Origin of the sequence: Microbacterium oxydans (assembly GCF_000956405.1) — a bacterium.
GTDB classification, from domain to species: Bacteria; Actinomycetota; Actinomycetes; order Actinomycetales; family Microbacteriaceae; genus Microbacterium; species Microbacterium oxydans_C.
Genome location: NZ_JYIV01000024.1, coordinates 140,081 through 163,103 on the forward strand (window position 1 = coordinate 140,081; position 23,023 = coordinate 163,103).

General features: G+C 67.2%; 20 protein-coding genes and 1 pseudogene. 9 read left to right on the top strand and 12 right to left on the bottom strand.

Annotation, left to right across the window (positions count from 1 at the left end):
* Positions 1-12: 12 nt before the first annotated feature.
* The gene (locus RN51_RS08545; RefSeq protein WP_045263650.1) at positions 13-1,245 is read left to right on the top strand and encodes an ROK family transcriptional regulator; all 1,233 of its coding nucleotides are present in this window, start codon (positions 13-15) and stop codon (positions 1,243-1,245) included.
* Here RN51_RS08545 and RN51_RS08550 read toward each other — a convergent pair.
* From RN51_RS08550 to RN51_RS08565, 4 genes are read right to left on the bottom strand one after another with little or no spacing between them, the layout of a single operon-like run.
* The gene (locus tag RN51_RS08550; protein ID WP_045263622.1) at positions 1,235-1,684 is read right to left on the bottom strand and encodes a hypothetical protein; all 450 of its coding nucleotides are present in this window, start codon (positions 1,682-1,684) and stop codon (positions 1,235-1,237) included. The genes RN51_RS08545 and RN51_RS08550 overlap by 11 nt on opposite strands.
* Positions 1,681-2,091, bottom strand: a complete 411-nt coding sequence (locus tag RN51_RS08555) for a hypothetical protein (protein WP_045263623.1) — start codon at positions 2,089-2,091, stop codon at positions 1,681-1,683. Before RN51_RS08555 ends, RN51_RS08550 begins: the two co-directional genes overlap by 4 nt.
* Positions 2,091-2,768 (bottom strand): FadR/GntR family transcriptional regulator, encoded by a 678-nt coding sequence (locus tag RN51_RS08560; RefSeq protein WP_045263624.1) that lies wholly within the window; start codon positions 2,766-2,768, stop codon positions 2,091-2,093. Before RN51_RS08560 ends, RN51_RS08555 begins: the two co-directional genes overlap by 1 nt.
* Entirely contained in the window at positions 2,768-3,565 is a 798-nt protein-coding gene (locus tag RN51_RS08565) for an SDR family NAD(P)-dependent oxidoreductase (protein ID WP_045263625.1), read from the bottom strand. The genes RN51_RS08560 and RN51_RS08565 overlap by 1 nt, the downstream gene beginning before the upstream one ends.
* A 102-nt stretch (positions 3,566-3,667) precedes the next feature.
* Between RN51_RS08565 and dgoD the strand changes: the two genes are divergently transcribed.
* Together dgoD and RN51_RS08575 are read left to right on the top strand one after the other, a co-directional pair.
* A complete protein-coding gene (gene dgoD, locus RN51_RS08570) occupies positions 3,668-4,810 on the top strand; it encodes a galactonate dehydratase (protein ID WP_045263626.1) in 1,143 nt (380 codons plus the stop codon).
* Positions 4,804-5,508: a bifunctional 4-hydroxy-2-oxoglutarate aldolase/2-dehydro-3-deoxy-phosphogluconate aldolase gene (locus RN51_RS08575; protein WP_045263627.1), complete on the top strand. Its 705-nt coding sequence runs from the start codon at positions 4,804-4,806 to the stop codon at positions 5,506-5,508. The genes dgoD and RN51_RS08575 overlap by 7 nt, the downstream gene beginning before the upstream one ends.
* A gap of 4 nt (positions 5,509-5,512) precedes the next feature.
* Here RN51_RS08575 and RN51_RS18870 read toward each other — a convergent pair.
* Both RN51_RS18870 and RN51_RS08585 read right to left on the bottom strand, forming a co-directional pair.
* Positions 5,513-6,217, bottom strand: a pseudogene (locus RN51_RS18870) (amidohydrolase family protein); the annotation flags it as partial.
* A 64-nt stretch (positions 6,218-6,281) separates the two neighbouring features.
* Positions 6,282-7,289 carry an aldo/keto reductase gene (locus tag RN51_RS08585; protein WP_045263629.1) on the bottom strand — a complete coding sequence of 336 codons (1,008 nt, stop codon included), beginning with the start codon at positions 7,287-7,289 and terminating at the stop codon, positions 6,282-6,284.
* A 222-nt stretch (positions 7,290-7,511) separates the two neighbouring features.
* On the opposite strand from RN51_RS08585, the gene RN51_RS08590 reads away from it, so the two are divergent.
* Positions 7,512-8,708 carry a mandelate racemase/muconate lactonizing enzyme family protein gene (locus tag RN51_RS08590; RefSeq protein ID WP_052674645.1) on the top strand — a complete coding sequence of 399 codons (1,197 nt, stop codon included), beginning with the start codon at positions 7,512-7,514 and terminating at the stop codon, positions 8,706-8,708.
* A 71-nt stretch (positions 8,709-8,779) separates the two neighbouring features.
* Here the strand turns inward: RN51_RS08590 and RN51_RS08595 are convergent, their stop codons facing one another.
* From RN51_RS08595 to RN51_RS08615, 5 genes are all read right to left on the bottom strand, one after another.
* On the bottom strand, positions 8,780-9,529 hold the full coding sequence (locus RN51_RS08595; RefSeq protein ID WP_045263630.1) for an SDR family NAD(P)-dependent oxidoreductase: 750 nt from the start codon (positions 9,527-9,529) through the stop codon (positions 8,780-8,782).
* Complete coding sequence (locus RN51_RS08600) at positions 9,526-10,377, bottom strand: fumarylacetoacetate hydrolase family protein (protein ID WP_045263652.1); 852 nt, start codon at positions 10,375-10,377, stop codon at positions 9,526-9,528. Before RN51_RS08600 ends, RN51_RS08595 begins: the two co-directional genes overlap by 4 nt.
* 11 nt (positions 10,378-10,388) lie before the next feature.
* On the bottom strand, positions 10,389-11,708 hold the full coding sequence (locus RN51_RS08605; protein ID WP_156149149.1) for an enolase C-terminal domain-like protein: 1,320 nt from the start codon (positions 11,706-11,708) through the stop codon (positions 10,389-10,391).
* 134 nt (positions 11,709-11,842) lie between these two features.
* Positions 11,843-12,796, bottom strand: a complete 954-nt coding sequence (locus RN51_RS08610) for a LysR family transcriptional regulator (RefSeq protein WP_045263631.1) — start codon at positions 12,794-12,796, stop codon at positions 11,843-11,845.
* A 15-nt stretch (positions 12,797-12,811) separates the two neighbouring features.
* Positions 12,812-14,011: an ROK family transcriptional regulator gene (locus RN51_RS08615; protein WP_082066526.1), complete on the bottom strand. Its 1,200-nt coding sequence runs from the start codon at positions 14,009-14,011 to the stop codon at positions 12,812-12,814.
* Between the two features lie 231 nt (positions 14,012-14,242).
* On the opposite strand from RN51_RS08615, the gene RN51_RS08620 reads away from it, so the two are divergent.
* The 5 genes from RN51_RS08620 (at position 14,243) to RN51_RS08640 (ending at position 22,154) form a co-directional block, all read left to right on the top strand.
* A complete protein-coding gene (locus RN51_RS08620; RefSeq protein WP_045263632.1) occupies positions 14,243-15,184 on the top strand; it encodes a carbohydrate ABC transporter permease in 942 nt (313 codons plus the stop codon).
* A gap of 6 nt (positions 15,185-15,190) precedes the next feature.
* The gene (locus RN51_RS08625; RefSeq protein WP_082066527.1) at positions 15,191-16,150 is read left to right on the top strand and encodes a carbohydrate ABC transporter permease; all 960 of its coding nucleotides are present in this window, start codon (positions 15,191-15,193) and stop codon (positions 16,148-16,150) included.
* Positions 16,151-16,250: 100 nt separating this feature from the next.
* Positions 16,251-17,591, top strand: coding sequence for an ABC transporter substrate-binding protein (locus RN51_RS08630; protein ID WP_045263633.1), 1,341 nt, complete (start codon positions 16,251-16,253; stop codon positions 17,589-17,591).
* 79 nt (positions 17,592-17,670) lie between these two features.
* Positions 17,671-19,842 (top strand): alpha-galactosidase, encoded by a 2,172-nt coding sequence (locus RN51_RS08635; protein WP_045263634.1) that lies wholly within the window; start codon positions 17,671-17,673, stop codon positions 19,840-19,842.
* A 17-nt stretch (positions 19,843-19,859) separates the two neighbouring features.
* On the top strand, positions 19,860-22,154 hold the full coding sequence (locus RN51_RS08640; protein ID WP_197073212.1) for a glycosyl hydrolase family 95 catalytic domain-containing protein: 2,295 nt from the start codon (positions 19,860-19,862) through the stop codon (positions 22,152-22,154).
* A gap of 22 nt (positions 22,155-22,176) precedes the next feature.
* Here the strand turns inward: RN51_RS08640 and RN51_RS08645 are convergent.
* The coding region (locus tag RN51_RS08645; protein ID WP_045263636.1) for a ribokinase at positions 22,177-23,023 on the bottom strand (847 nt) is incomplete at its 5' end.

The window sequence follows — 23,023 nt, forward strand, 5'->3', positions numbered from 1 at the left end:
CGTCGACTTATCGTGAACGGACGAACGCCCCCTCGCACAGGACAGCGACAGAAGGACCCCTCGACGGTCACGTCGCTGAGACAACGGAACCGTTCACTTCTGCTCAAGCGGATCATCATCGATCAGGAGACCACGCGCGCCGAGCTCGTGGATGCGACCGGGCTGTCTGCTGCCTCCGTCGCCAACATCGTGGTCGAGCTCCTCGACGAGGGGCTCATCGAGGAACGCGGAAGCAGGTCGTCCCAGGGCGGCCGCCCGATCGCCGTCATCGCACCGCGGGCCGATCGTGCCATCACCGTCGGCATCGACGTCGGCGAGCGGGGCATCGCGGCGGAGATCTTCAACCTGTCCATGATCAGGATCGACCGGGAGTTCCGTGGCGGGCAGGTCGAGGAGTCACCGGAACGCATCGCCTCGGACATCCAGGATGCGCTGGCTGCGCTTCGAGCACGCAACGAGGAACGCTGGAGCACACTCATCGGAGTGGGACTGGGCCTTCCGGGCATCGTCGAGAACAACGCGGACGGCACCCAGACGCTCTACGCACAGAGCTTGGGCTGGGATGCCGTCGACATCGCGGATCTCTGCTCCCTCGAGGGGATCCCCACCTTCGCCGAGAACGGCGCCAAGCTGCAGACCCGGGCCGAGCTCTGGTTCGGGAATGCGAAGCACACCGATCATGCCGTGGTCGCGATGCTGGGCCGTGGCGTCGGTCTCGGAGTCATCAGCGGTGGCGAACTCGTCACGGGAAGTCGATCTGCAGCCGGAGAGTGGGGGCACACGACGTTGCAGCTGAACGGAGACCTCTGCCGTTGCGGCAACCGCGGATGCGTCGAGGCCTACATCGGCGGCGACGCCATCGTCCGCCGCTGGAAGGCCACGGGTGCAGACGTGACGGGTTCGGGATGGTCCGCGCTCACCCACCTCACCGACGCGGACCGCGCCGGTGACGAGCGGGCGCAGCGTCTCGTCGCATCGGTCGTCGACGAGCTGGGAGCGGCGCTCGGAACGGTGGTCAACCTCACGAACCCCACCCGGGTGCTCCTGGGTGGCTGGGTAGGCGAGAAGCTGATGGCCGAGTACCCGACGGAGATCGACGCGGCGATACGTCGCCACGCGCTTGTGCGTCCCGCGTCGCAGTTCACCCTCGACAGCACCAAGTTCGGCGGAGATGCCGTGGCTGCCGGTGCCGGCCTGCTGCCACTGGAAGCACTCATCCGCACCGGCTGGACCATCAGCCGGTAGCTCTCCAATGGTTCGCGTCGCCGGTAGGCCGCGCGGAATCCGAAGAGGAGGCGGGAGCGCCGATCTCCCGCAACCGTATCCACCACCTCAGCGGGTGACTGCGGCTCACTGTGGGGGCTGCGGCGGCGGAGGCGGCGTCAGCGAGTGAGTCGAACGGGGCCAGGGCCGGTTCGATCGCAATCACCGGGCTCGATGCGTACGCACCGGGGTCCAGCCAGAGCGCGACGCACGGCAGGGCGATGCCGTCCCAGCGCACTTCCAGGCCGGAGCCGTCGGAGCGGCGCAGAACCACACGGTCGATGGGTGCGGTAGACCACCATTTCGCACCGTCCGCCGATTCCAGCAACGACCCGGGATCCAGGTTCGCGCCGAACTTCTGGACCTTTTCCGCCGGGTGGGTGCGCCTCCAGGTACCGGCCCTCCCGACGTCGAGAGTCATCCCCGCTCCCACGAGAACTGGGGGTGAGCGACCCACTGGACGGGCCGGTCCTCTGGTGCGGTGCTGCTGAGCGTGTACGAGAGGTGCAGGGACGCGTCCCGGCTCATGATCCGTCGGCGGAGCCGCATCCATGCCACGTCGACCCAGTGATCGTCGGCGTCACCTTCCCACGGGCGATTCCACGCGTCACCGTGGTCGCTCCAGTCGTCGAAGCCTGCGTCGTGCGGCACGCGGCACGCGGTGATCGTCGGCAGCATCTCATCCCAGCCGCCGACCGAGGAGGAGGTGAAGCTCGAGAGGGTGCGCTCTCCTGTCGCCGGATGAAGCCATTCCCCGCTCGCACCGCGCAGACTCCGCCACCGCGCTCCGTCTGGCAGGTCGGGAGCACCGAACGTCAGCGTCGTCATCACGGCTCGGAGGAGCTGAGGATGAGCTCCTCGGCGATGCGACCTGCCCGGTTCGCATCGCCCGCAGCGACAGCCTCGGCGAGCGCCTGATGCAACTCGACCGCCTGAGCGGAGATGCCGTGGTCTTCGACCGTTGCGATGCGATCGTCGAGCGCCGCGCGGACGAGCGACAGCAATGCAGCGATGAGCGGATTCCCGGTGGCATCGAAGAGGTTCGTGTGGAAGTCGACGTCTGCCGCAGTGAAGGCCCCTACGTCGTCGGCATCCAGCGCGTGACGCATTCCCTCGGCTGCAGCCAGGAGCTTCTCGGCGGACGCGGGGTTCGTTCGGTTCGCGGCGAGTCGAGCGGCTGCCGGCTCGACGGCCGACCGCAGCTCCAGCAGGTCCCTTCGGGCCGACCGCTTGCCGGCGCTCGCGAGGCGCCAGCGGAGGATGTCGACGTCCAGCGCGTGCCACGAAGCCGGACCGAGGACACGGGTACCCACGTTCTGACGCGCAACGATCAGGCCCTTCGCCTCCAGAACGCGGATCGTCTCGCGGATCACGGTGCGCGAGACTCCGTAGTCCTCCCCGAGATCGTCGAGGGACAGTGCGGTTCCGGGGGCGATGGTGCCGTTGACGATCCGTGTTCCGAGATCGTCGACGACGGCGCCGTGGAGTCCTCGGCGGGAAGCCATCACGCGAACCTCGCGCTGTGGGCGCCGTCGACGGCCCAGTCTGCGCCGTTGACGAAGGACGCGCGCGGAGACAGCAGGAAGCTGACGACCTCGGCGATCTCGGCGGGGCGCGCGGGGCGGCCCATCGGCTGCACGGCGAGGGTCGAAGCGAGCTCCTCCGGTCGGTCGGCATAGTGCGCCTCGGCGAGAGGCGTCCAGACCAGTCCCGGAGAGACGGCGTTCACCCGCACGCCGCGTCCCGCGACTTCGAGGGCGAGGGAGCGGGTGAATCCCAGCTGTCCGGCCTTCGCGGCGGCGTACGGGAACATCCCTGCCGTCGTCATCTTCGCGTGGATGCTGGAGATCGAGACGATGGAGCCCCGGCCGGCCGAGAGCATGCCAGGGACGACTGCTCGAGCGCAGAGCCACGATGCCTTCAGATCGAGGTCGAAGAAGTCATCCCACTCGGCGACCGTCATCGTCGTGGGGTCGGCATAGGCGTTTCGTCCTGCGTTGTTGACCAGGCCGCTCGGCGTGCCGAGAGCGGATGATGCAGCCGCTATCCACTCGTCGACGGATTCCTCGTCCGTGACGTCGGCCACCATGCCGTGGACATCGAGGCTTTCCGCGGCGAATGCCTCGACCGCCGCCGTCACGCGCGACGCATCGAGGTCGCAGAAGGACACGGAGGCTCCCTGCTGGCGCGCGGCTCGCACCACGGCGTTGCCGATGCCCTGCGCCCCACCGGAGACCAGGATGACCTCGCCCGCGAGCTCTCCGGGTGTCGTGCGCGGTGCTCCGCGACTCACTGTCGACATGATCGCCTCTCGTTCACCGCCAACATAGCAGCCGCAGCCTAATTCTATGATAATAGTATTTATCGACGGAGGCCCTCGTGCCATCCATGACGAGGAGGCCGCATGCGGATCAGTCGGATCGAGACGTTCAGCGTGGCCCCGCGCTGGCAGTTCCTGCGGATGGAGACGGACGACGGGTTGGTGGGGTGGGGCGAGCCGATCGTGGAGGGAAGCGCGGACGTCGTTGCTGCTGCGGTGGATTCGCTGTCCGAGGTGCTGATCGGTGCCGATCCGACGCGCATCGAAGACCTGTGGCAGACGATGACCAGGGGAGGCTTCTACCGCGGCGGCCCTGAGCGCTCGTCCGCGATCTCCGGCATCGACCAGGCGCTCTGGGACATGCGCGGCAAGGCGCTCGGCGTCCCGGTCTACGACTTGCTCGGCGGTCCCGTTCGCGACCGGATCCGTGCCTACGTCTGGATCGGCGGTGACGACCCCGCCGAAGTCGCGGAGCATGCGGCCATCCGCGCGGCCGAGGGGTACTCCGCGGTGAAGATGAACGCGTCGGGACGGATGCGTCACCTCGAGTCCCGCGTCGCCGTGCAGGGCGTGGTCGAGCGTGTCGAGGCGGCGACCGCGGCGATGGGGGGAGGTGACGTCGCCATCGACGCGCACGGTCGATGGACCCCTGACGTCGCCAGAACGATGGTCCGGGCGCTGGAGCACAACGTGGCGCCGCTGTTCCTCGAGGAACCGCTCGTGCCGGAACTGGCCCATCGCCTTCGCGATCTCTGCGCCGGCACCTCCGTGGCGATCGCGACAGGTGAGCGCCTCTACTCACGGTGGGACTTCCGTGAGGCTCTCGAGGCCGGCATCGCCCTGGCACAACCCGATGTGTCGCACGCGGGAGGTATCTCCGAGATGCGACGGATCGCTGCCCTTGCCGAGCTTCACGGCGTCGGACTGGCCCCGCACTGTCCGCTCGGACCCATCGCGCTCGCGGCCTGCATCCAGGTCGACATCGCCAGTCCGAACGCGGTCCTGCAGGAGTCCAGCCTCGGCGTGCACTACAACGATGGCGCCGACCTCCTGGACTACCTCGTCGACGCAGCCCCGCTCACCGTGCGGGACGGATGGTTCGAGCGGCCGACGCGACCGGGGCTCGGGATCGACATCGACGAGGCGGCCGTCCGCAAGGCCGCAGGTGCTGCCGTGTGGCGTTCGCCGCTGTGGCGTCACGAGGACGGGAGTCACGCCGAATGGTGAGTCGGTTGTCGCCAGGTGCGAGTCTGAGGAGAACCCGGATCGTGGCGATCGTGCGCGATCGTGAAGGGGTTCACCTGCGCGCAGCGTGCGAGACTCTCCTCGATGCCGGGGTGTCCGTTCTCGAGGTGACGAGCAACACACCCGGTGCAGCCGAGGTCATCGCGACGCTCGTCGCCGAGGGCGCGACGGAGGTGGGCATGGGCACCGTGCGGACGGTCGAGCACGTGAGCATGGCCGTGGATGCCGGAGCCTCCTTCATCGTCACGCCTGCGGTGTCGCTCGAGGTGGGCGCGGCTGCCGGTGCGGCGGGACTGCGTTGGTATCCCGGTGCTGCCACCCCCACCGAGATCGAAACCGCGTGGAGAGGTGGGGCATCCGCGGTGAAGGTGTTCCCCGCGGGAGTGCTGGGTGGCGTGCGTTTCATCCGAGAGGTTCGCGCTCCGCTCGACGACGTGCCTCTGATCCCCACGGGGGGAGTGCATGCCGAGGACATCCCCCACTACCTCGCGGCCGGTGCGCTCGCCGTGGGAGTGGGTTCCCCACTTCTCGGGGACGCTGTGGCGACCGGCGACCTCCGCGGACTTCGCGCCCGAGCGGAAGCAGCGCTGTCCGCCGTGCGAGCGAGCGAGCGAGCGCGCAGGCGCGAACAGCGGTACCGCCGAAGACGGCTTCGTGTTCCGCTGGAGAGAGCCCTGTGAGGCTGCTCTCCAGCGCGCCGACGACGGCGTCGTAGTCGGCAGCGAGAAGACAGACGGGCCAGTCGGATCCGAACATCGCTCGCTCCGGTCCGAAGACCTCCAGGACGTGGGAGACATAGGGGTGAAGAGTTGCGGCGCTCCACTGGTCCCACCGCGCCTCCGTCACCATCCCGGAGAGCTTTACGTCGACGTTCTGGTTGCTCCCGAGTTCCGCGACCAGTGTCGACCATGGTTCGTGGCTACCCGAAGCGATGGGCGGTTTGGCGATGTGATCCAGGACGAAGCGCAGTTCCGGCTGCTGTCGGACCGTCTCTATGGCGGCAGGAAGCTCGCGGGTTCGAACGAGCAGGTCGTAGCTCAGGCCGCGGCGGGCCACCTCCTCGAGGCCACGTTGCACGTCCTCCCGCAGCAGCCATCGGGGATCGGGCTCGTCGTGGACCTGGTGACGCACACCCACCAGTGTCCCCGGCGCGGAGTCGATGAGCCGATCCAGAGTGGCGCCCACGGCAGGATCAACGAGGTCTACCCAGCCGACCACGCCGCGCACCCACGAGGTGCTCGCGGCGGTCGCGAGGAACTTCTCCGTCTCGGCGAGCTCGGAGACGGTCTGCACGAGCACGGTGGCGTCGATGCTGTTGCGTTTCAGCGCGGGTGAGAGGTCCTCCGGCGTGAACGGTCGACGCACCGGATCCAGCGAGGCGTCCGCCATCCACGGGTAGTCGAAGGCGGCCGGGTCCCAGAAGTGCTGATGGGCATCGATTCGTGTCGTCACGTCACGCGCCCTCTGGTGTGGGTACGTCCTCGGGGATCAGCCCGCTGGTGCGGAGATCGTGCCAGAACGCACCAGGGATGGGTGTCGTGAGAAGGTCGACGTCCATGCGGAACTCCTCCGCCGACCGGGCGCCGATCAGGAGGCTCCCGACTTGAGGGTGCGCGAGCGGGAACTGGATCGCGGCAGCGCCGAGGGGTATGTCGTACCGGTCGCAGACATCGCGGATCGCCCGCGCCTTCTGCAGCACGTGGGAGTCCGCGGGGACATAGTCGAAGCGGGCTCCCTCGGAAGGGTCCAGAAGGACTCCGCTGTTGAAGACACCGCCCGCGATGACCGAGGTGCCTCGCCGGCGGCACGCGGGAAGCACGTCGGCCATCGAAGACTGATCCAGAAGCGTGTAGCGGCCGGCAAGTAGCACGACGTCGAGGTCGCAGGTCTCCACCAGACGGGTCAGCACGCGAGTCTGGTTCATGCCGGCGCCGATTCCCTTCACCGCTCCCTCGGCTCGCAGGTCACGAAGCGCGTGGTACGCGGATGTGCTCGCAGCATCGAAGTGCTCGTCCGGATCATGCAGATTGAGGATGTCGACATGCTCGACGTCCAAGCGCTCGAGACTCTCCTCCAGCGAGGTGCGCACCCCTTCGTAGCTGAAATCCCAGAGAGGGCCGATGTCAGGTACATCCGTGTAGAAGGGCTCGCCGTCGACATACTGGCTCTCGTCGCGAGGCGCACCGGCACGTAGCAGACGTCCGACTTTCGTGGAGATGACGGCCTCGGCCCTGTGCGCGCCGAGACCTGCGGACAATCGTCTTTCCGCGAGTCCGTGACCGTACAGGGGTGCCGTATCGAAGTAGCGCACACCGGCATCGAAGGCGTCTGCGACCGTGTCGGAAGCCTGTTGATCCGAGATCGACCCGAGGAAGTTGCCCAGGGATGCTGTACCGAGACCGACCCGGGGAAGGGTGAGACCGTGGTGTCCCACGGCCACAGAGTCGGTGATCCACGTCATGAGACAGCTTTCGGTAGGGGAACAGGGCGTCCCTTCGATTCAGTCAGGGGTCGGCCGCACGGACAATGCCGCACTGCGGATGAGCGTCATCCGCAGAACCGATAACGCGCTCGTCGCTCATCCGCCAACCGCATCATCGGCATCCGCGAGACGCGATTGACCGCTGCGGCAGGGGATGGCCGAATGAGTGATGGGTGCCGAGGCCCCAGAAGGAGCTCGTCCATGGTCGTTGAACTGCCGAGCGCTCGAGGAGTGCTCTCCACCGAGATCCCCGATCTCCTCGTCGGCGACGAGGCCAGCGAGATCGTCTCCATCGAGACGTTCGCCCTGGCTGTGCCGCTGCGCACACCGATCGCTGACGCCACTGCCGCGATGACGCACTGGACCGTCCCCGTGGTGCAGATCACCACACGGGACGGACGTGTGGGCACCGGCATCAGCGGAGTGCATGCCGCGCCGGAGCTGCTGTGCGATGTGATCAGCGAGTACTACGCGCCGGCTCTGCTCGGAACGCCATCGGAGGACATCCTCGGCACCTGGAAACGGCTCTACTGGCTTCCGACCCACTGGGTCGGGCGCGCAGGCGCCGTGCACATGGCGTTGGCCATGGTCGACATCGCGCTCTGGGACCTTGCCGCGCAGCGTGCGGGAGCTCCCCTGTGGCGACTGCTGGGCGGAAGAGCAGAGCCCGCGCAGGCGTACAACACCGATGGGGGCTGGCTGAACCTGAGCGAGCGCGAACTCCTCCGCGACCTCACCTCGCTGATCGACAGCGGGTGGCGGCGGGTGAAGATCAAGGTCGGAAAGCCCGATTGGAGAGAAGACGCGCGTCGCTCCCGCGCAGTCCGGAAGGCCATCGGCGACGATGTGACGCTGATGTGCGACGCGAACCAGCGCTGGGACCTCGCGACCGCGAACCGGCTGCTTCCCGTGTTCGAGGAAGTGCAGATGGACTGGGTCGAGGAGCCGTTGCACGCTGACGACCTCGATGGGCACGCCGCGCTGCAGGCGAAGACGACGCTCGACATCGCCGCCGGTGAGAGCATCTACAGCTTCCAGCAGTTCAGCAGCTTCATCGCCCATGACGCGATCCGGGTCGTGCAGACGGACGTCACCCGCGTCGGCGGAGTCACCGAGTGGATGCAGGTGGCAGCGCATGCGTCGGCTCGCGGTCTGCGGGTGGCGCCGCACGCCGGCGACATGATGCAGGTCCACCAGCATCTGGTCGGGACGGTTCTGTCCGACGTGGAACCGCTGATCGAGTTCATCCCGTGGACGCAGCACGCCTTCGCCGAGCGCAGTGTGGTCAGGGAGGGCTACATGGAGCGCCCGCAACAGCCGGGTGCATCGACCGCGCTCGCCCCCGAGGCGCGCCAGAGTTGGCAGGTGCCGGGCGTGGGCGCGCTGCGGCGCCTATGACAGCACGACCACCGCGAACACACAGGAGGGGCGTCCCCGCGATGTGCGGACGCCCCTCCTGTGCGGTTCCGTCAGGACTCGGGGCGCACCCGCAGGTGAGACAGACCGCCGTCGACCTCGAGCACGATGCCGGTCGTCGAGGCATTCCGAGGACTGGCGAGGTACGCGATCGCTTCGGCGACCTCCTCGGGAGTCACCAGGCGACCGATGGCCTGACGACGGTCGAGAGCGGCACGTTCGGCATCGGGGTCGCGTGCCGTGGAGAGAAGCCGGTCGACCCACGGCGTCGCAGCAGTGCCGGGGCTCACCGCATTGACCCGGATGCCCTCTGCCACGTGATCGGTGGCCATCGCTCGAGTGAGAGCCAGCACGGCACCTTTCGTCGCCGAGTAGAGGGCGCGTGCGGGAAGACCGTTCGTGGCCGCAACCGAGCAGGTGTTCACGACCGACGCGGAAGCGGACGCACGCAGGTGAGGCAGCGCGGCCCGGGTCACGCGGACAGCACCGACGACATTGACGTCGTAGACGCGGTGCCACTCATCGTCGGTGTTGTCCTCCACGGTGCCCTGGGCGCCGATGCCTGCATTGTTCACGACGACGTCGATGCCGCCCATCGCCTCTCCGGCAGCGGCGACGGCGGCCTCGACGGCGGCGGCGTCGGCGAGATCGACGGTGAAGGCGTGGACATCGGGCGGCGTCCCGACGTTGACATCGAGGACGGAGACCACCGCGCCTCGCTCGCGCAGCAGCCGAGTCGTCGCGGCCCCGATCCCTGAGGCGCCCCCGGTCACGATCGCGCGGATCCCCGAGAAGTCGCTCATGCTGCTCCCACCGCCTGGCGTCCGGCCCCGAGCCCGCTGATGGCGACATCGACCACGTCACCGGCGCGGAGATACGGGGTGTCAGGTCGCCCCATGGCGACTCCCGCCGGGGTGCCCGAGTTGATCAGGTCCCCCGGGCGCAACACCATGAACTGGCTGAGGTACCAGATGATGTGCGCCACGTCGAAGATCATGTTCGCCGTCGAGCCGTCCTGGCGACGGACGCCGTTGACGTCGAGGGTGAGCCGGAGATCCTGCGGCTCAGGCACCTGGTCGGCGGGCGTCAGCCACGGACCGAGCGGGTTGAACGTCTCGCAGGACTTGCCCTTGTCCCACTGCCCCCCGCGCTCGAGCTGGAACTCCCGCTCCGACACATCGTGGGAGACCACGTAGCCCGCAATGTGTCGGAGTGCCTCTGCGGGGGAGGAGAGATAGCGTGCCGTCGAACCGATCACGATCCCCAGCTCCACCTCCCAGTCCGTCTTCCGCGAAGCGCGAGGGATGAGGATCTCATCGAACGGTCCGATGATCGTGGAGGGGTCCTTCATGAACACGACCGGCTCGAGCGGTGCGTGCGCTCCGGTCTCCTCCGCATGGTCGCGGTAGTTGAGCCCGATGCACACGATCTTGCCGGGGGTCGCGATCGGCGGACCCACCCTCAGCCTCTCCGACGCAGGGATCTCGACCAGTGCGCCGGACTCCCATGCGGCTCGCGTCCCGGTGGCGAAATCGGAGGCGAGGAACTCCCCGTCGATGTCAGTCGTGAGGGGTCGCAGGTCGTATGCGGACCCTTCGATGAGAGCGACGGGGAGCTCCTTCCCCGTCGTGCCGAGTCGCGCGAAGCGGATCTCCGCCGCGCTCATGCACGCACCTCGTCATGCCGCTCTGCCCAGTACGTGCCGTCGGGGAACGCGTACTCGGTGATGGACGACGGGAAGATCTCCGCGCTGTAGCCGGGCTGGCCGGGCATCGTGTAGTGGCCGTTCTCGACGATGCACGGATCGGTGAAGTGCTCGTGCAGGTGGTCGACGAACTCGGTGACCCTGTTCTCCAGGGTGGCCGACACGGCGACATAGTCGAAGATCGACAGGTGCTGCACGAGCTCGCAGAGTCCCACACCTCCGGCGTGCGGGCACACGGGTACTCCGAACTTGGCGGCCATCAGATAGACCGCGATGATCTCGTTGACGCTGCCCAGCCGGGCGGAATCGAGCTGGCAGAAGTCGATGGCTTCGGCCTGGAACATCTGCTTGAACAGCACACGGTTCATGCCGTGCTCGCCGGTGGCGACGCCGATGGGCGACACGGCACGGCGCACGGCAGCGTGCCCCAGGACGTCATCCGGGTTCGTCGGCTCCTCGATCCACAGCGGCTTGAACTCGGCGAGACGTTCCATCGAGGAGATCGCCTGCGGGACATCCCACACCTGGTTGGCGTCGATCATGAGGTTCACGTCCCATCCGATGACCTCGCGCGCGATGGACAGTCGGCGCACGTCATCCTCGATGTCGCCGCCGACCTTGAGCTTCACGTGCGTGTAGCCGTCGTCGAGTGCTTCGGTGAGGAGGCGGCGGAGCTTCTCGTCGCTGTAGCCGAGCCAGCCGGCGCTCGTCGTGTAGCAGGGATAGCCGCCGATGCTCTCGAGATGTGCGATCCGCTCGGCGCGGGTGTCGACGTTCGCGCGAAGGATGTCGAGGGCCTCGTCCTCGGTCAGCGCGTCCGACAGGTAGCTGAGGTCGGCGACCTCGACGAGCTGTTCGGGCGACATGTCGGCGAGCAGGCGCCAGAGCGGCTTCTGCGCGCGACGTGCCGCGAGGTCCCACATGGCGTTCATGACCGCGGCGAGGGCAAGGTGCACGACGCCCTTGTCGGGGCCGAGCCAGCGCAGATGCGTGTCGGACTTCATCTCGCGGTAGACCTCGCCGAGGTGTGCCACCACGTCGTCGACGTCGCGCCCGATGAACGGCAGCGCTCGCTGGCGGGCCGTCTCGGCGACGATATCGGTGCCGCGGCCGATGGTGAAGGTGAAGCCGTGACCGGCGAGGCCGGGCTCGTCGGTTTCGAGGACGACGTACGCCGCCGAGTAGTCGATGTCCTTGTTCATCGCGTCGGATCCGTCCATCGTGATCGATGTCGGGAAGCGGATGTCGTGGACACGCACGCTCGTCAGAATGGGCACAGTGGACTCTCTTCGTTCAGGGGGGAGGGGTCGACGGATCCGGGGACGCCGATGCTCCCATTCCCCCATGAGCGCTCCGGCGCCTCAACGCCGTCCTTCGGATGCGCTCCATCCGTGGTCCGGATAGAGGGGGATCAGGCCTCCATCGGCACGGGATCGGTCCCGGGCGGCAACGGGGCGGCGAGCACCGCATCGATGAAGGCCCGCGAGACACGGCTCAGAGGGCGTCCGGAGTGCCACCAGATTCCGACGTCGCGGAAGCGGTTCAAGTCGCGGATGGCTCGGACCTCGAGCCCCTCGGACCTCACCATGTCTGTGGCGAGACGGTTGACGATACCGACGCCGAGTCCAGCCCGCACCATGGACGCCAGCGTCGTCGGCTGCTCGGAGACCATCCCGGCCGGTGTCTCCACGAATGACGCGTGGAGGGTCGCTTCGGCTTCATAACCGAGATCGGAGTTCAGCAGCGGGTTGCCGATGGTGATGATGCGGGCTCCGGCGAGATCCTCGAGGCCGATGCTCTCGAGCGCGCAGAGCGGGTGGCCTGTCGGAAGGAGAACCGTGAACGGTTCCCGCCACAGCGGCCGGCTGACGAGAGCCGGGTCGGCAGGCTCTGGGCGCATCGGCCGGATGGCGACGGTGACTCGGCGATCTGCCAGGGCCGTCTCGATGGATCGCATATCGCCGTCGAGGACTCCCACCTCCACGTCCGGGTGCTCCCGCCTCAGAGCCGCAAGCACATCGGGCAGGAAACCGGAGCTCGCGCTGGCGAAGCTGGCGACTCTGAGCGAACCGAAGAGTGTTGCGCCGTCGAGGCTTTCATCGATCAGATCCTCGGCCGCCGTGAGTACCGCACGGGCCTTCGGAAGGAGTGCCCTGCCGTGCTCGGTGAGTTCGAGCGGACGCACGCGCCGCTCGATCAGGGTGCGTCCGAGCGCACGTTCGAGATTCGCGATGTGGGCGGACACGCGCGGCTGCGAGAGGTGGATGAGCTCGGCGGCCTTGGAGAAACCGCCGGCGTCGACGACCTCGACCCAGGTGCGCAGCCACACGAGCTCGAACTTCGGTACGTTCGCGGAAGTCGTCATGGTCGGAGTGCGCGTTCAGGCCGTGAGGGTCTGGCGCAGCATGGAGTGCACCACGGATGCGGCGGAGCCTCGAGCCCAGTCTTCGAAGGTGTGCGTGCGTGTGACGATCCGACAGTCACGCACGGCACCGAACGCGTGTTCGTCGAATGCCGATCTCAGGTGCTGCTCGAAGAGGTCGTAGTTCGTCACCGCCTCCCCGGCGACCAGGACGACTCCCGGCCCGACGAGGTTCGCCATCGTCGCGATCGCCAGACCGATCATCGATCCTGCGGCTTCGAAGGCGGCGACCGCGTCTTCGTCGCCGGCCCGCCCGAGTGCGACCGCGTCCTGCATGGTGAGGGACGGCTTCCTCTTCGCCGCGCGGATGCGTCCGAGGATCGCAGCTGAGGAGGCGACGGTCTCCACGCAACCCCGACGCCCGCAGGTGCAGCGTTCGCCGGTCGTCGCGAGGGGGAGGTGCCCCAGCTCTCCTGACACTCCCAGAGCACCGTCGACGACATCGCCGTTGACGTAGAGGCCGCAACCGATGCCTGCTCCGATCGTCACGATGGCGAAGGAGTGGGTGTCCACACCGATGCCGAACCACTCCTCTGCGATGGCGAGCGCGCGGACATCGTTCTCGATGACGACGGGGAAGGGCATGCGCGGGGCGAGCAGCGCGCCGAGGTCGACCTGCGACCAGTTCAGGCGCGGTGAGTCGCGGACCACTCCGTGCTCCTTGTCCACATCGCCGGAGACGCCGACGCCGACGCCGATGACCCGGTCGGCATCTGGGCCGAGGGCATCCACGATCGCCCCCACGACCTCATCGATGGCGTCCACGACGCTGTCGACCGCGATGCTCGCGAGCGGGCGGTGGATGGAGTGGATGACGTTCGCTCGGATCGTCGTGGCGACGGCGATGATCTCGTCCACTCGGAGGGTCACGCCGATGCTGATCTGCGCGTCCTCGATGACGCTGATGGGCTGGACCGGCCGTCCCGGCGCCGACGACGGCGCAGCATCGTGCGTGGAGATGAGCCCGCGGAGGTCGAGCCGGTTGACGGCCTTGGTGACTGCCGCCTGCGAAAGTCCTGTTCGTTGTGCCACGGTGACTCTGGCGACCGGGCCGTGCTTGAGCAGGTCCGCGAACACGGTCGTCACGGCGGGGGCCTCGCGGAAACCACCGGGCAGGCTCACGGTGCCCTGCTCGTCGTCGACAGCCGTCTGCGTCATCCGGACTCCTTCATCGGACCCTTGGTCTGCTCGACCCGACGTAGCGCGTGTCGGCGGGGCGGGTCGAGGTTAACTTTCGAATGTCAATCATATGGCTAACCGGTGGTAGCGCAACCACGAGAATTCTGCGGGAACAGTTACTTGACAACGTGTTCTAATGGCGCTTACAGTCGTCCCAGTCCTGCTCTCGTCGTCAGTTCTCGATGGGGCAGAAAGTCGAAGGAGACCTCAATGGCAACGTCCGCCACGCCGCGCAGAAACACCCCGGGGCGCGCATCGGGAATGGCCGCGAGACGCAACCCTTCGCATCGGAACGACTGGAAGCTCGCTCTGGTTCTGATCGCTCCCGCTGTCCTCGGTTTCACGGTGTTCGCGGTGTACCCGACGATCCGCGGCATCTACCTCAGCTTCACAGATTTCCAGGTGCTGTCACCTCCGGTGTGGAGCGGGCTGGACAACCTCCAGACCCTCATCGGCGACAAGGTGTTCTGGCAGTCGCTCGGCATCACCTTCTACTTCGTCGCCCTGTCTGTGGTCTTCGGCATTCTCGTCTCCCTCGTGACGGCGGTGATCCTGCACCGTCTCACCGGGTCCGCGTTCATCCGCGGGCTCGTCATCCTCCCGTTCCTGATCTCGGGCGTGGTCGCCGCCCTGGTCTGGCAGTGGATGATGGACCCTCAGCTCGGCATCATCAACATCGCCCTCGACGCGCTGACCGGGGAGCGGATCAAGTTCCTCAGTTCGCCGGAGTGGGTGATCCCCTCGGTCGCGGCGATCAGCGTCTGGAAGTCGATGGGATACAACGCGATCCTCATCGTCGCCGGCCTCTCCACGATCCCCAACGAGGTGTATGAGGCGGGGCGCCTCGACGGAGCCTCCGAGATCCAGATGTTCCGTCGGCTGACGATCCCGCTGCTGCGGCCGATCCTCGCGATGGTCATCGTGCTCACCGTCATCAGCGCGTTCCAGGTCTTCGACATCGTCGCGGTGACCACGAAAGGCGGCCCGGCGAACTCCTCGAACGTGCTGCAGATGTACATCTACGACAAGGCGTTCAACCAGTTCGACTTCGGTTACGCCGCGACCATGTCGCTTTCCCTCTTCGTGATGCTGATCGCGATCACCTTCCTCCAGATGCGGCTGCTCCGGGCCGACGAATCCGACACGAACTGAGTGACCATGACCGTCATCCCGACTGCACCGCTCCCGGCCCCCGAAGGCGTCCGATCCTTCCGTAAGAGCCGCGCTCCCCGTAAGCCCGTGCGACCCTTCTCCTGGGGCCGGGTTCTCGCCTGGTCGTACGTGATCCTGTTCCTCCTCGTCACGGTGTTCCCCTTCTACTGGATCCTGCGCACGTCGCTGTCGAACAACTTCGCGCTCAGCACGGACCCTGGCTCGTTCCTGCCCGTCGGTTTCTCCTTCGATGCGTTCGCTCGCGTGCTGGGCTTCGCCAGCCGCGACGAGGCGCTCGCCGCCGGAGGTTCCGGTGCCTCGATCGACATCCTGCTCTCCGTCCGCAACTCGGTGATCTACGCCGGACTCATGACCGTCATCGTCGTCACGGCCTCCGCACTCGCCGCCTACGCGTTCGCCCGCCTGCAGTGGAGAGGGCGCAACTTCGTCTTCTCGCTCCTGCTGACCGCGCTGATGGTGCCGGGCATCCTCACGCTGCTGCCCAACTTCGTGCTCATCAACGATCTCGGCCTCCTCAACACCTTCGCCGGGCTCCTCCTGCCGGGTGCCCTCTTCTCGGCCTTCAACATCTTCTTCCTGCGACAGTTCATGCTGGGGCTGAGCGCCGAGGTGGAGGAGGCCGCTCTCATCGACGGTGCCAGCCCCCTGAAGACTCTCTTCCGGATCACGCTCCCGATGACGTCAGGACCACTCGTCACGCTCTCGATCCTGACGTTCATCGGAACCTGGAACGACTACTTCTGGCCGCTGCTCGTCGCCAACGACGCCGAAGTGCGGCCCTTGACCCTCGCGCTCGGCGTCTTCCAGCAGGCGTCACCGCAGAGCCAGCCCGACTTCTCCGGGCAGATGGCCGCGACGTTGATCGCCGCGCTGCCGATGCTCCTGCTGTTCATGATCTTCGGCAAACGGATCGTCAACTCGATCGGATTCAGCGGCATCAAATGACAGACCACCCGGCCACGCCGGGAAGCGCCGCGAGGAGCGCCCGAATCCTCGAGCACGACAACCACACATCCAGCACCATCACATCCTCCGAGAGGCAAACATGAAGACCGGAAAGATCACCGCCGCAGTCGTCGGTGTCGCTCTCGTGGCAACCATGACCGGTTGCACGGGCGGCCAGAGCGACGAGGGGGGCTCGGCCACCGTCAACTGGTGGACATGGGACCCGAACCAGGCCGCCGCCTACAGCGAATGCATCCCCGCGTTCGAGGAGGCCCACCCCGACATCAAGGTCAAGGTCAGCCAGTTCAACGTCTCCGACTACTTCACCAAGCTGACGACAGGGTTCGTCGCGAAGAACGCCCCCGACGCCTTCCAGAACAGCGTCACCTTCTTCCAGTCGTACGCGGAGCAAGGGCAGATCATGCCCCTCGACGACCTCATCAAGAGCTCCGACTACGACCTCGACACCTTCGCGGTCGGAGTCGACCTCTGGAAGTTCACCGACGGCAAGCAGTACGCCCTCCCGCTCGACTGGGCAGCAGCCGCCTACTACTTCAACCAGGACAAGGTGTCCGAGGCCGGCCTCACCGAAGACGAGGTCAAGAACATGACGTGGAACCCGGAAGATGGCGGAACGTTCCTCAAAGTCGTCAAGCGACTCACCGTCGACGCCAACGGCGTCCGCGGTGACGAGCCCGGATTCGACAAGAACAACGTGGCCGTCTACGGCATCGGCTCGCTCGAGTCCGACGACAATCTCGGCCAGACCACCTGGGGGGCTTTCGCGGGCAGCACCGGATTCGAGGTCACGGACAAGCCCAACTGGCCGACCCAGTTCAACTACGGCGACAAGCGGTTCATCGAGACCATGGACTTCATCCGCCAGCTGAGCGAAGACGGCTACGCGCCCCAGCTCGGGCAGTTCACCACCGGTGGCGCCGACCAGATCGGATCCGGCCAGGTGGCGATCGTTCCCGGCGGTTCGTGGGAGGCGTCGTCCATCACGAAGCTTCCGGGCGTCAAGGTCGGTATCGCGCCGGTCGTGTCGTCGGAGGAGGGCAAGCGCTCGATCATCTCCAACATGAACGGCAACAACGTCTGGGCGGGGACGAAGAACAAGGAAGCGACCTGGGCCTGGGTGTCGTACATGGGATCCGAGGAGTGCCAGACCACCGCGGCCACTTTCAACGGCTCGTTCTTCCCGTCGATCGAAGCATCGATGCAGGCACTGGTCGACAAGTCAGCGGCTGACGGACTCGATCTGTCGATCTTCGGCGACTACCAGAGCTCGGGCGCGCTCTTCTCCGCACCTGCCTACGAGAACGGAGCCACGATGGAGGCCGACATCCGCCCGCAGTTCGAGGCGTACTTCCTCGGGCAGGAAGACGACGACCTCTGGCCGCGCCTGCAGAAGCAGACCGCCGACATCATCGCCGGCTGAACGATCCCGGTCGCGGTGGTGTTCACTGCCGCGACCGGGCTCACCAGACAGAACACACGCTCTACTCCACGAAGGAATCATGCCTCTCTCCGTTGCCCATCCCGGGCTCGTCCACCTCCGCGGCGCCGGTGTCAGCCTCGTCATCCAGTTCTCCGAGCCGATGCCGCGAGTGCTGCATTGGGGTGCCGACCTCGGCGACCTCACCACGCAAGAGACGGAGTCCCTGCTGGTCAGCTCCGCACCGAGCGCGACGCACAACTCCACGGATGAACCGAGGTACTTCAGCGTCCTTCCGACCGAGGCGGATGCATGGTCGGGGACCCCGGGGTTCGAGGGCCGGATCCGACAGACGGGCGCACCATACTTCCGGTTCGAGCTGGACGACGTGACCGTCGGTGAGCACTCGACGTCCTTCGACCTCTCCGACCGCGCAGCAGGCTGCACCGTCAAGCTTCACTATGCGTTGGATCCGGATACGGGCGTTCTCGCCGCGTCCGCCGTCGTCCGCCGTCACGCAGATGCCACCGATGTGCTGGACGTGCACCACCTGACCCTGATGCTTCCGGTGCCCGACCGAGCCGTCGAGGTCGTGGATTTCACCGGGAAGTGGTCGCGTGAACGCAGCCCGCAGCGCACGCCCATCGGCTTCGGCACCCACCTGCGCGAGAGCCGACGCGGTCGCTCATCGCTGGATTCGCCATATCTGATGATGGCGGGAACGCAGCGGTTCGGGTTCCGCTCCGGCGAGGTATGGGCTGCTCATGTGGGCTGGAGTGGCAATCAGCGTTACCTGGTCGAGCAGCTGCCGGAGGGGGCGGGTGCACATCGCTCCACGCTGGGCGGCGGAGAACTGCTTCTCCCCGGCGAGATCTCGCTGTCAGCGGGCGAGACCTACACCGCTCCGACCGTGTACTTCAGTTGGTCCGAGCGGGGGATGGATGGCATCGCAGACCGTTTCCACGAGTGGCTTCGTCGACGCCCGACCCATCCCCGCGCACCCCGACCGCTCGTCCTCAACACGTGGGAGGCGGTGTACTTCGATCATGACCTCGCCACGTTGCTGCGTCTGACCGACGCCGCGGGCGACATCGGCGTCGAGCGTGTCGTACTCGACGATGGATGGTTCCTCGGTCGACGCGACGACGGCACCGGCCTCGGCGATTGGTTCGTCGACGCGGAGGTGTGGCCGGAAGGGCTCACCCCGTTCGTGGAGCGCATCCGCAGTCATGGCATGGACTTCGGGCTGTGGTTCGAGCCGGAGATGGTCAATCTGACCTCCCGCCTCGCGATCGAGCATCCGGACTGGGTTCTCGCACCGCCCGCTCCCGGCCCGTCGATCCGGAACCAGCACGTGCTGAACCTGGCTCATCCGGACGCATGGCAGTTCATCTTCGACAGGATCGACGCGCTCGTCGCCGAGTACCGGATCGACTACATCAAGTGGGATCACAATCGCGAGCTGCATGAGGCCAGCCGGCAGGATGCGGAGGGCCGTGCCGGCGTTCACGCGCAGACGCAGGCGCTCTACCGGATGCTCGATGCGCTGCGTGCGAAACACCCCGCGCTGGAGATCGAATCCTGCGCGAGCGGCGGAGGCCGCATCGATCTCGGGATCCTGGAACGCACCGATCGCGTCTGGGCCTCGGATTGCAACGACCCCGAGGAGCGACAGCAGATTCAGCGCTGGACCGGGCAGCTCCTCCCGCCGGAGCTCGTGGGCACGCACGTCGGCGCAGCCGAGTCGCACACCACCAAGCGAGTGACGTCACTGTCGTTCCGTCTGATCACCGCTCTCTTCGGTCACGCCGGTATCGAGTTGGATCTGAGTGCTCATGATGCGCGCGAGCTCTCCGAGATTCGAGCCTGGGCCCGTCTGTACAAGGAGCAGCGTGCGCTGCTTCATTCCGGGCGGGTCGTTCGCGCGGACCTTGCGGATGAAGAGAGCATGTTCCACGGTGTCGTGGCCGAGGATCGTCGCGAAGCCCTGTTCGCGTGGGTGCGACTGGGGACGTCCGTGCCGATCCAGTCGGGGCGCATCGCCCTGCCCGGCCTCGACCCCGAGACCACGTATCGCATCGAACTGCGTGAGGAGATCGGTGCGCCTGTGCTCCACGAGGTCGCTCCGGCGTGGTTCACCGCCGCCAGAGAGGGCAGCCTCGTGATGCGAGGAGCCCTGCTCGCCCGCCTCGGCCTGCCGATGCCGACATTGCAGCCGCAGCAGGCGATGCTCCTGCGCCTGAGCGCTATCTGATGACGAGGACGGAAGACATGCAGACGATGCGTACCGAGTCCGACATGCTGCGATACGACAGCCCCGCCGAGCGATGGTTCGACGCGCTGCCCATCGGAAACGGACGGCTCGGGGGGATGGTGTTCCACTCTCGTGCGGAGAATCGGATTCAGCTCTCCGAGTCGACCGCCTGGTCGGGCGCTCCTGCCGAGACCGACGTGAACCCCGGCGCGCGGGCGCACCTCGACCGCATCCGAGATCTGCTGTTCCGGGGCGAGCATGACGAGGCGAATCGCCTGGCGGGGGAGCACCTGCTGGGGCGACCCACATCGTTCGGAACCAATCTGCCACTGCCCGATCTTCGGTTGCGGTTCGCTGCAGGTGCCGACGAGGGGGGATTCCGGCGGGCACTCGACATCGGCGACGCGATCGCACACAGCGCGGCTCGCAGGAGCGGCGTCGAGCTGCGCAGCGAAACGTTCGCTTCCCATCCAGACCGTGTCATCGTGCACAGGGTCGAAGCCGACGGCGTGTTCTCGGCGCGTCTGTCCGTGTCGGATGCGGTCTTCCCTTTGCAGACGCGGGTAGAGGGCGACTCGCTGGTCCTCACCGGTCGCGCAGTGGAGACCCTGCACAGCGACGGCGTGGACGGTGTGCCGCTGAGCATCCGTGTGCGCGTGCTGAGCGACGGCGGGGTGATCGCTGCTGAAGGCCAGACCCTCGTCGTCGACGGCACCAGGGCGCTGACCGTCCTCGTCGCCGTCGGTACCGGCTGGGAGGGTGCCGACGCGGATGTCTCCGCGGCGCAGAGCATCGAGCATGCGGCCGGCCGTGAGTATTCCGAGCTTCGCGCTCGCCATGTCGCCGACCACCGGGAGCTGTACGACCGGGTCTCGATCGATCTCGGCGCCACGTCCGAACCCGTGAGATCCGCTCCCATCGACGAACGTCGACAGCGTTACGCAGCGGGCGGGCAGGATCCCGAACTCGAGGCCCTGTACTTCCGATACGGCCGGTATCTCACCATCGCCGGATCTCGGCATGACTCCCCGCTCCCGCTCGCGCTCCAGGGGTTGTGGAACGACGGGCTCGCCAGCAGTGCGCCCTGGACCAACGACTTCCACCTCGACATGAACACGCAGCAGAACTACTGGGCGGCCGAGGTGACCGACCTCGGCGAGACGCAGGAGCCGCTCCTGCGTCTGGTCGAGAAGTTGAGCCGCACGGGGCGGGTGACGGCCCGCGACATGTACGGGGCGGACGGATGGGTCGCGCACACGGTGTCGAACGCATGGGGCTACAGCGCGCCCGGCTGGGGCATGGGCTGGGGCCTGTGCCTCATCGGTGGCGCGTGGATCGCGTTGCAGCACTGGGAGCGGTGGGACTACGGCCGCGACCTCGACTTCCTCCGGGACCGTGCCTATCCCGTGCTCAAGGGCGCTGCGCAGTTCTTCCTCGATCACATGGTCGAAGATCCACGCTCGGGGTGGCTGGTGACCGGGCCTTCCGACTCGCCGGAGAACTGGTATCTGTCGGATTCCGGACAGCAGTGTTCGGTGTCGATGGGCCCCACCGCTGATCGCGTGTTCGTCGAAGCGACACTGCGCATGGCGGCCGAAGCGGCCGAGATCCTCGTCGTCGACCGTGACCTCGTCGAGCGCATCCGCGTGGCGCGTGATCGGCTCGCCCCGTTCCAGATCGGACGACACGGTCAGCTTCAGGAGTGGCTGGAGGACTTCGACGAAGCGGTGCCCAGCCACCGCCACACGAGCCATCTGATGGCATTGTTCCCCGAGCGTCAGATCGACTCCCGCCGCGATCCGGAGCTCGCGCGAGCCGCCGAGGTGGTCATCGAGCGTCGTGAGGCAGCTCCCGGATGGGAGCAGACGGAGTGGGTGGAGGCGAACCTGATCGCCTACTACGCCCGGCTGCTGAAAGGCGAACAGGCGCTTGCGCACGTGCGGAGCCTGATCGCGGATGCCAGTGAGGCCAACCTGATGTCCTACTCGCGCGGAGGTGTCGCGGGGGCGGCGCAGAACATCTACTCCTTCGACGGGAACGCGGGAGGCACCGCGGGTATCGCGGAGATGCTCGTGCAGTCGGACGGCGAGGAGATCGAACTTCTTCCCGCGCTCCCCGCCGCGTGGACGCGAGGTGCGGTCCGGGGGCTCCGTGCCCGGAACGGCATCCATGTGGACATCGAATGGGACGGGGGACGCCTCGCGCGAGGGGTGCTGCGAGCCGAACATGACGTCAGTGTCCGGGTGCGGCGCGGTGACGCGCTCTCCCGAGTAGACCTCGCTGCCGGCGAAGAGGTGGTCATCTCGGACTAGCCGACGACGGAGCACTGTGCCCTCACCGCATCGGCAGATACCGATCCAGGTGCTCGAACGGCGGCTGCGATGAGAGGTGCGACACGGCCGCAGACCCCACGGCGCACGCGGCTTCGAGGGCATCTGCCGGTGCGTGTCCGGCGCGCAACGCGAGCACGAGCGCCGCGCAGAACGCATCTCCCGCGCCGACGGTGTTCACCGCCTCGGCGGGGACGCCGTCGGCCCGGGCGATCTCGTCCCCCCGCCGGTAGAGGGCTGCACCGGCCGCGCCGTAGGTGACGGCGACGAGTTCGGCGTCGGCGAGCTCGGGCATGAGCTCGCGCTCGGTCTCGTTCACGATGAACAGATCCACGCGGCGCAGCAGTGCTTCGGGTAGCGGCTGGGCAGGCGCGGCGTTGACGGCGAGGAAGCCGGGCGCGGTGGCGGCGACCTCTTCGACGATGCTGAGCGCGATCTCCAGTTGCATCAGCACCGCTTCGTCCTCTCGAAAGCGCACGCCGTCGAGGGTCACCCGATCGTTCGCGCCGGGGCAGACCGCGATCTGGTTCTCGGCGTCGGAGCCCACGACGATGAGCGCCGTGCCGGTCGAGGCATCGACGGTGCGGAGGTCGGTCGTGTCCACCCCGGCCCGTTCCATCTCGTCTCGGGTCCATGACCCGTCGGCGTCGTCCCCGACGGCGCCGACCATGCGCACGTTCCCGCCGAGCTTCGCGGCGGCGACAGCCTGGTTCGCGCCCTTCCCTCCCAGGTCTCGGGACAGTCTTCCACCGGCGACCGTCTCGCCCGCGGTGGGGAGGCGGCCGACGAACGCGGTGAGGTCGACGTTCGCGCTGCCGACGACGACGAGGGAGGGGGAGGCAGGGGTGACC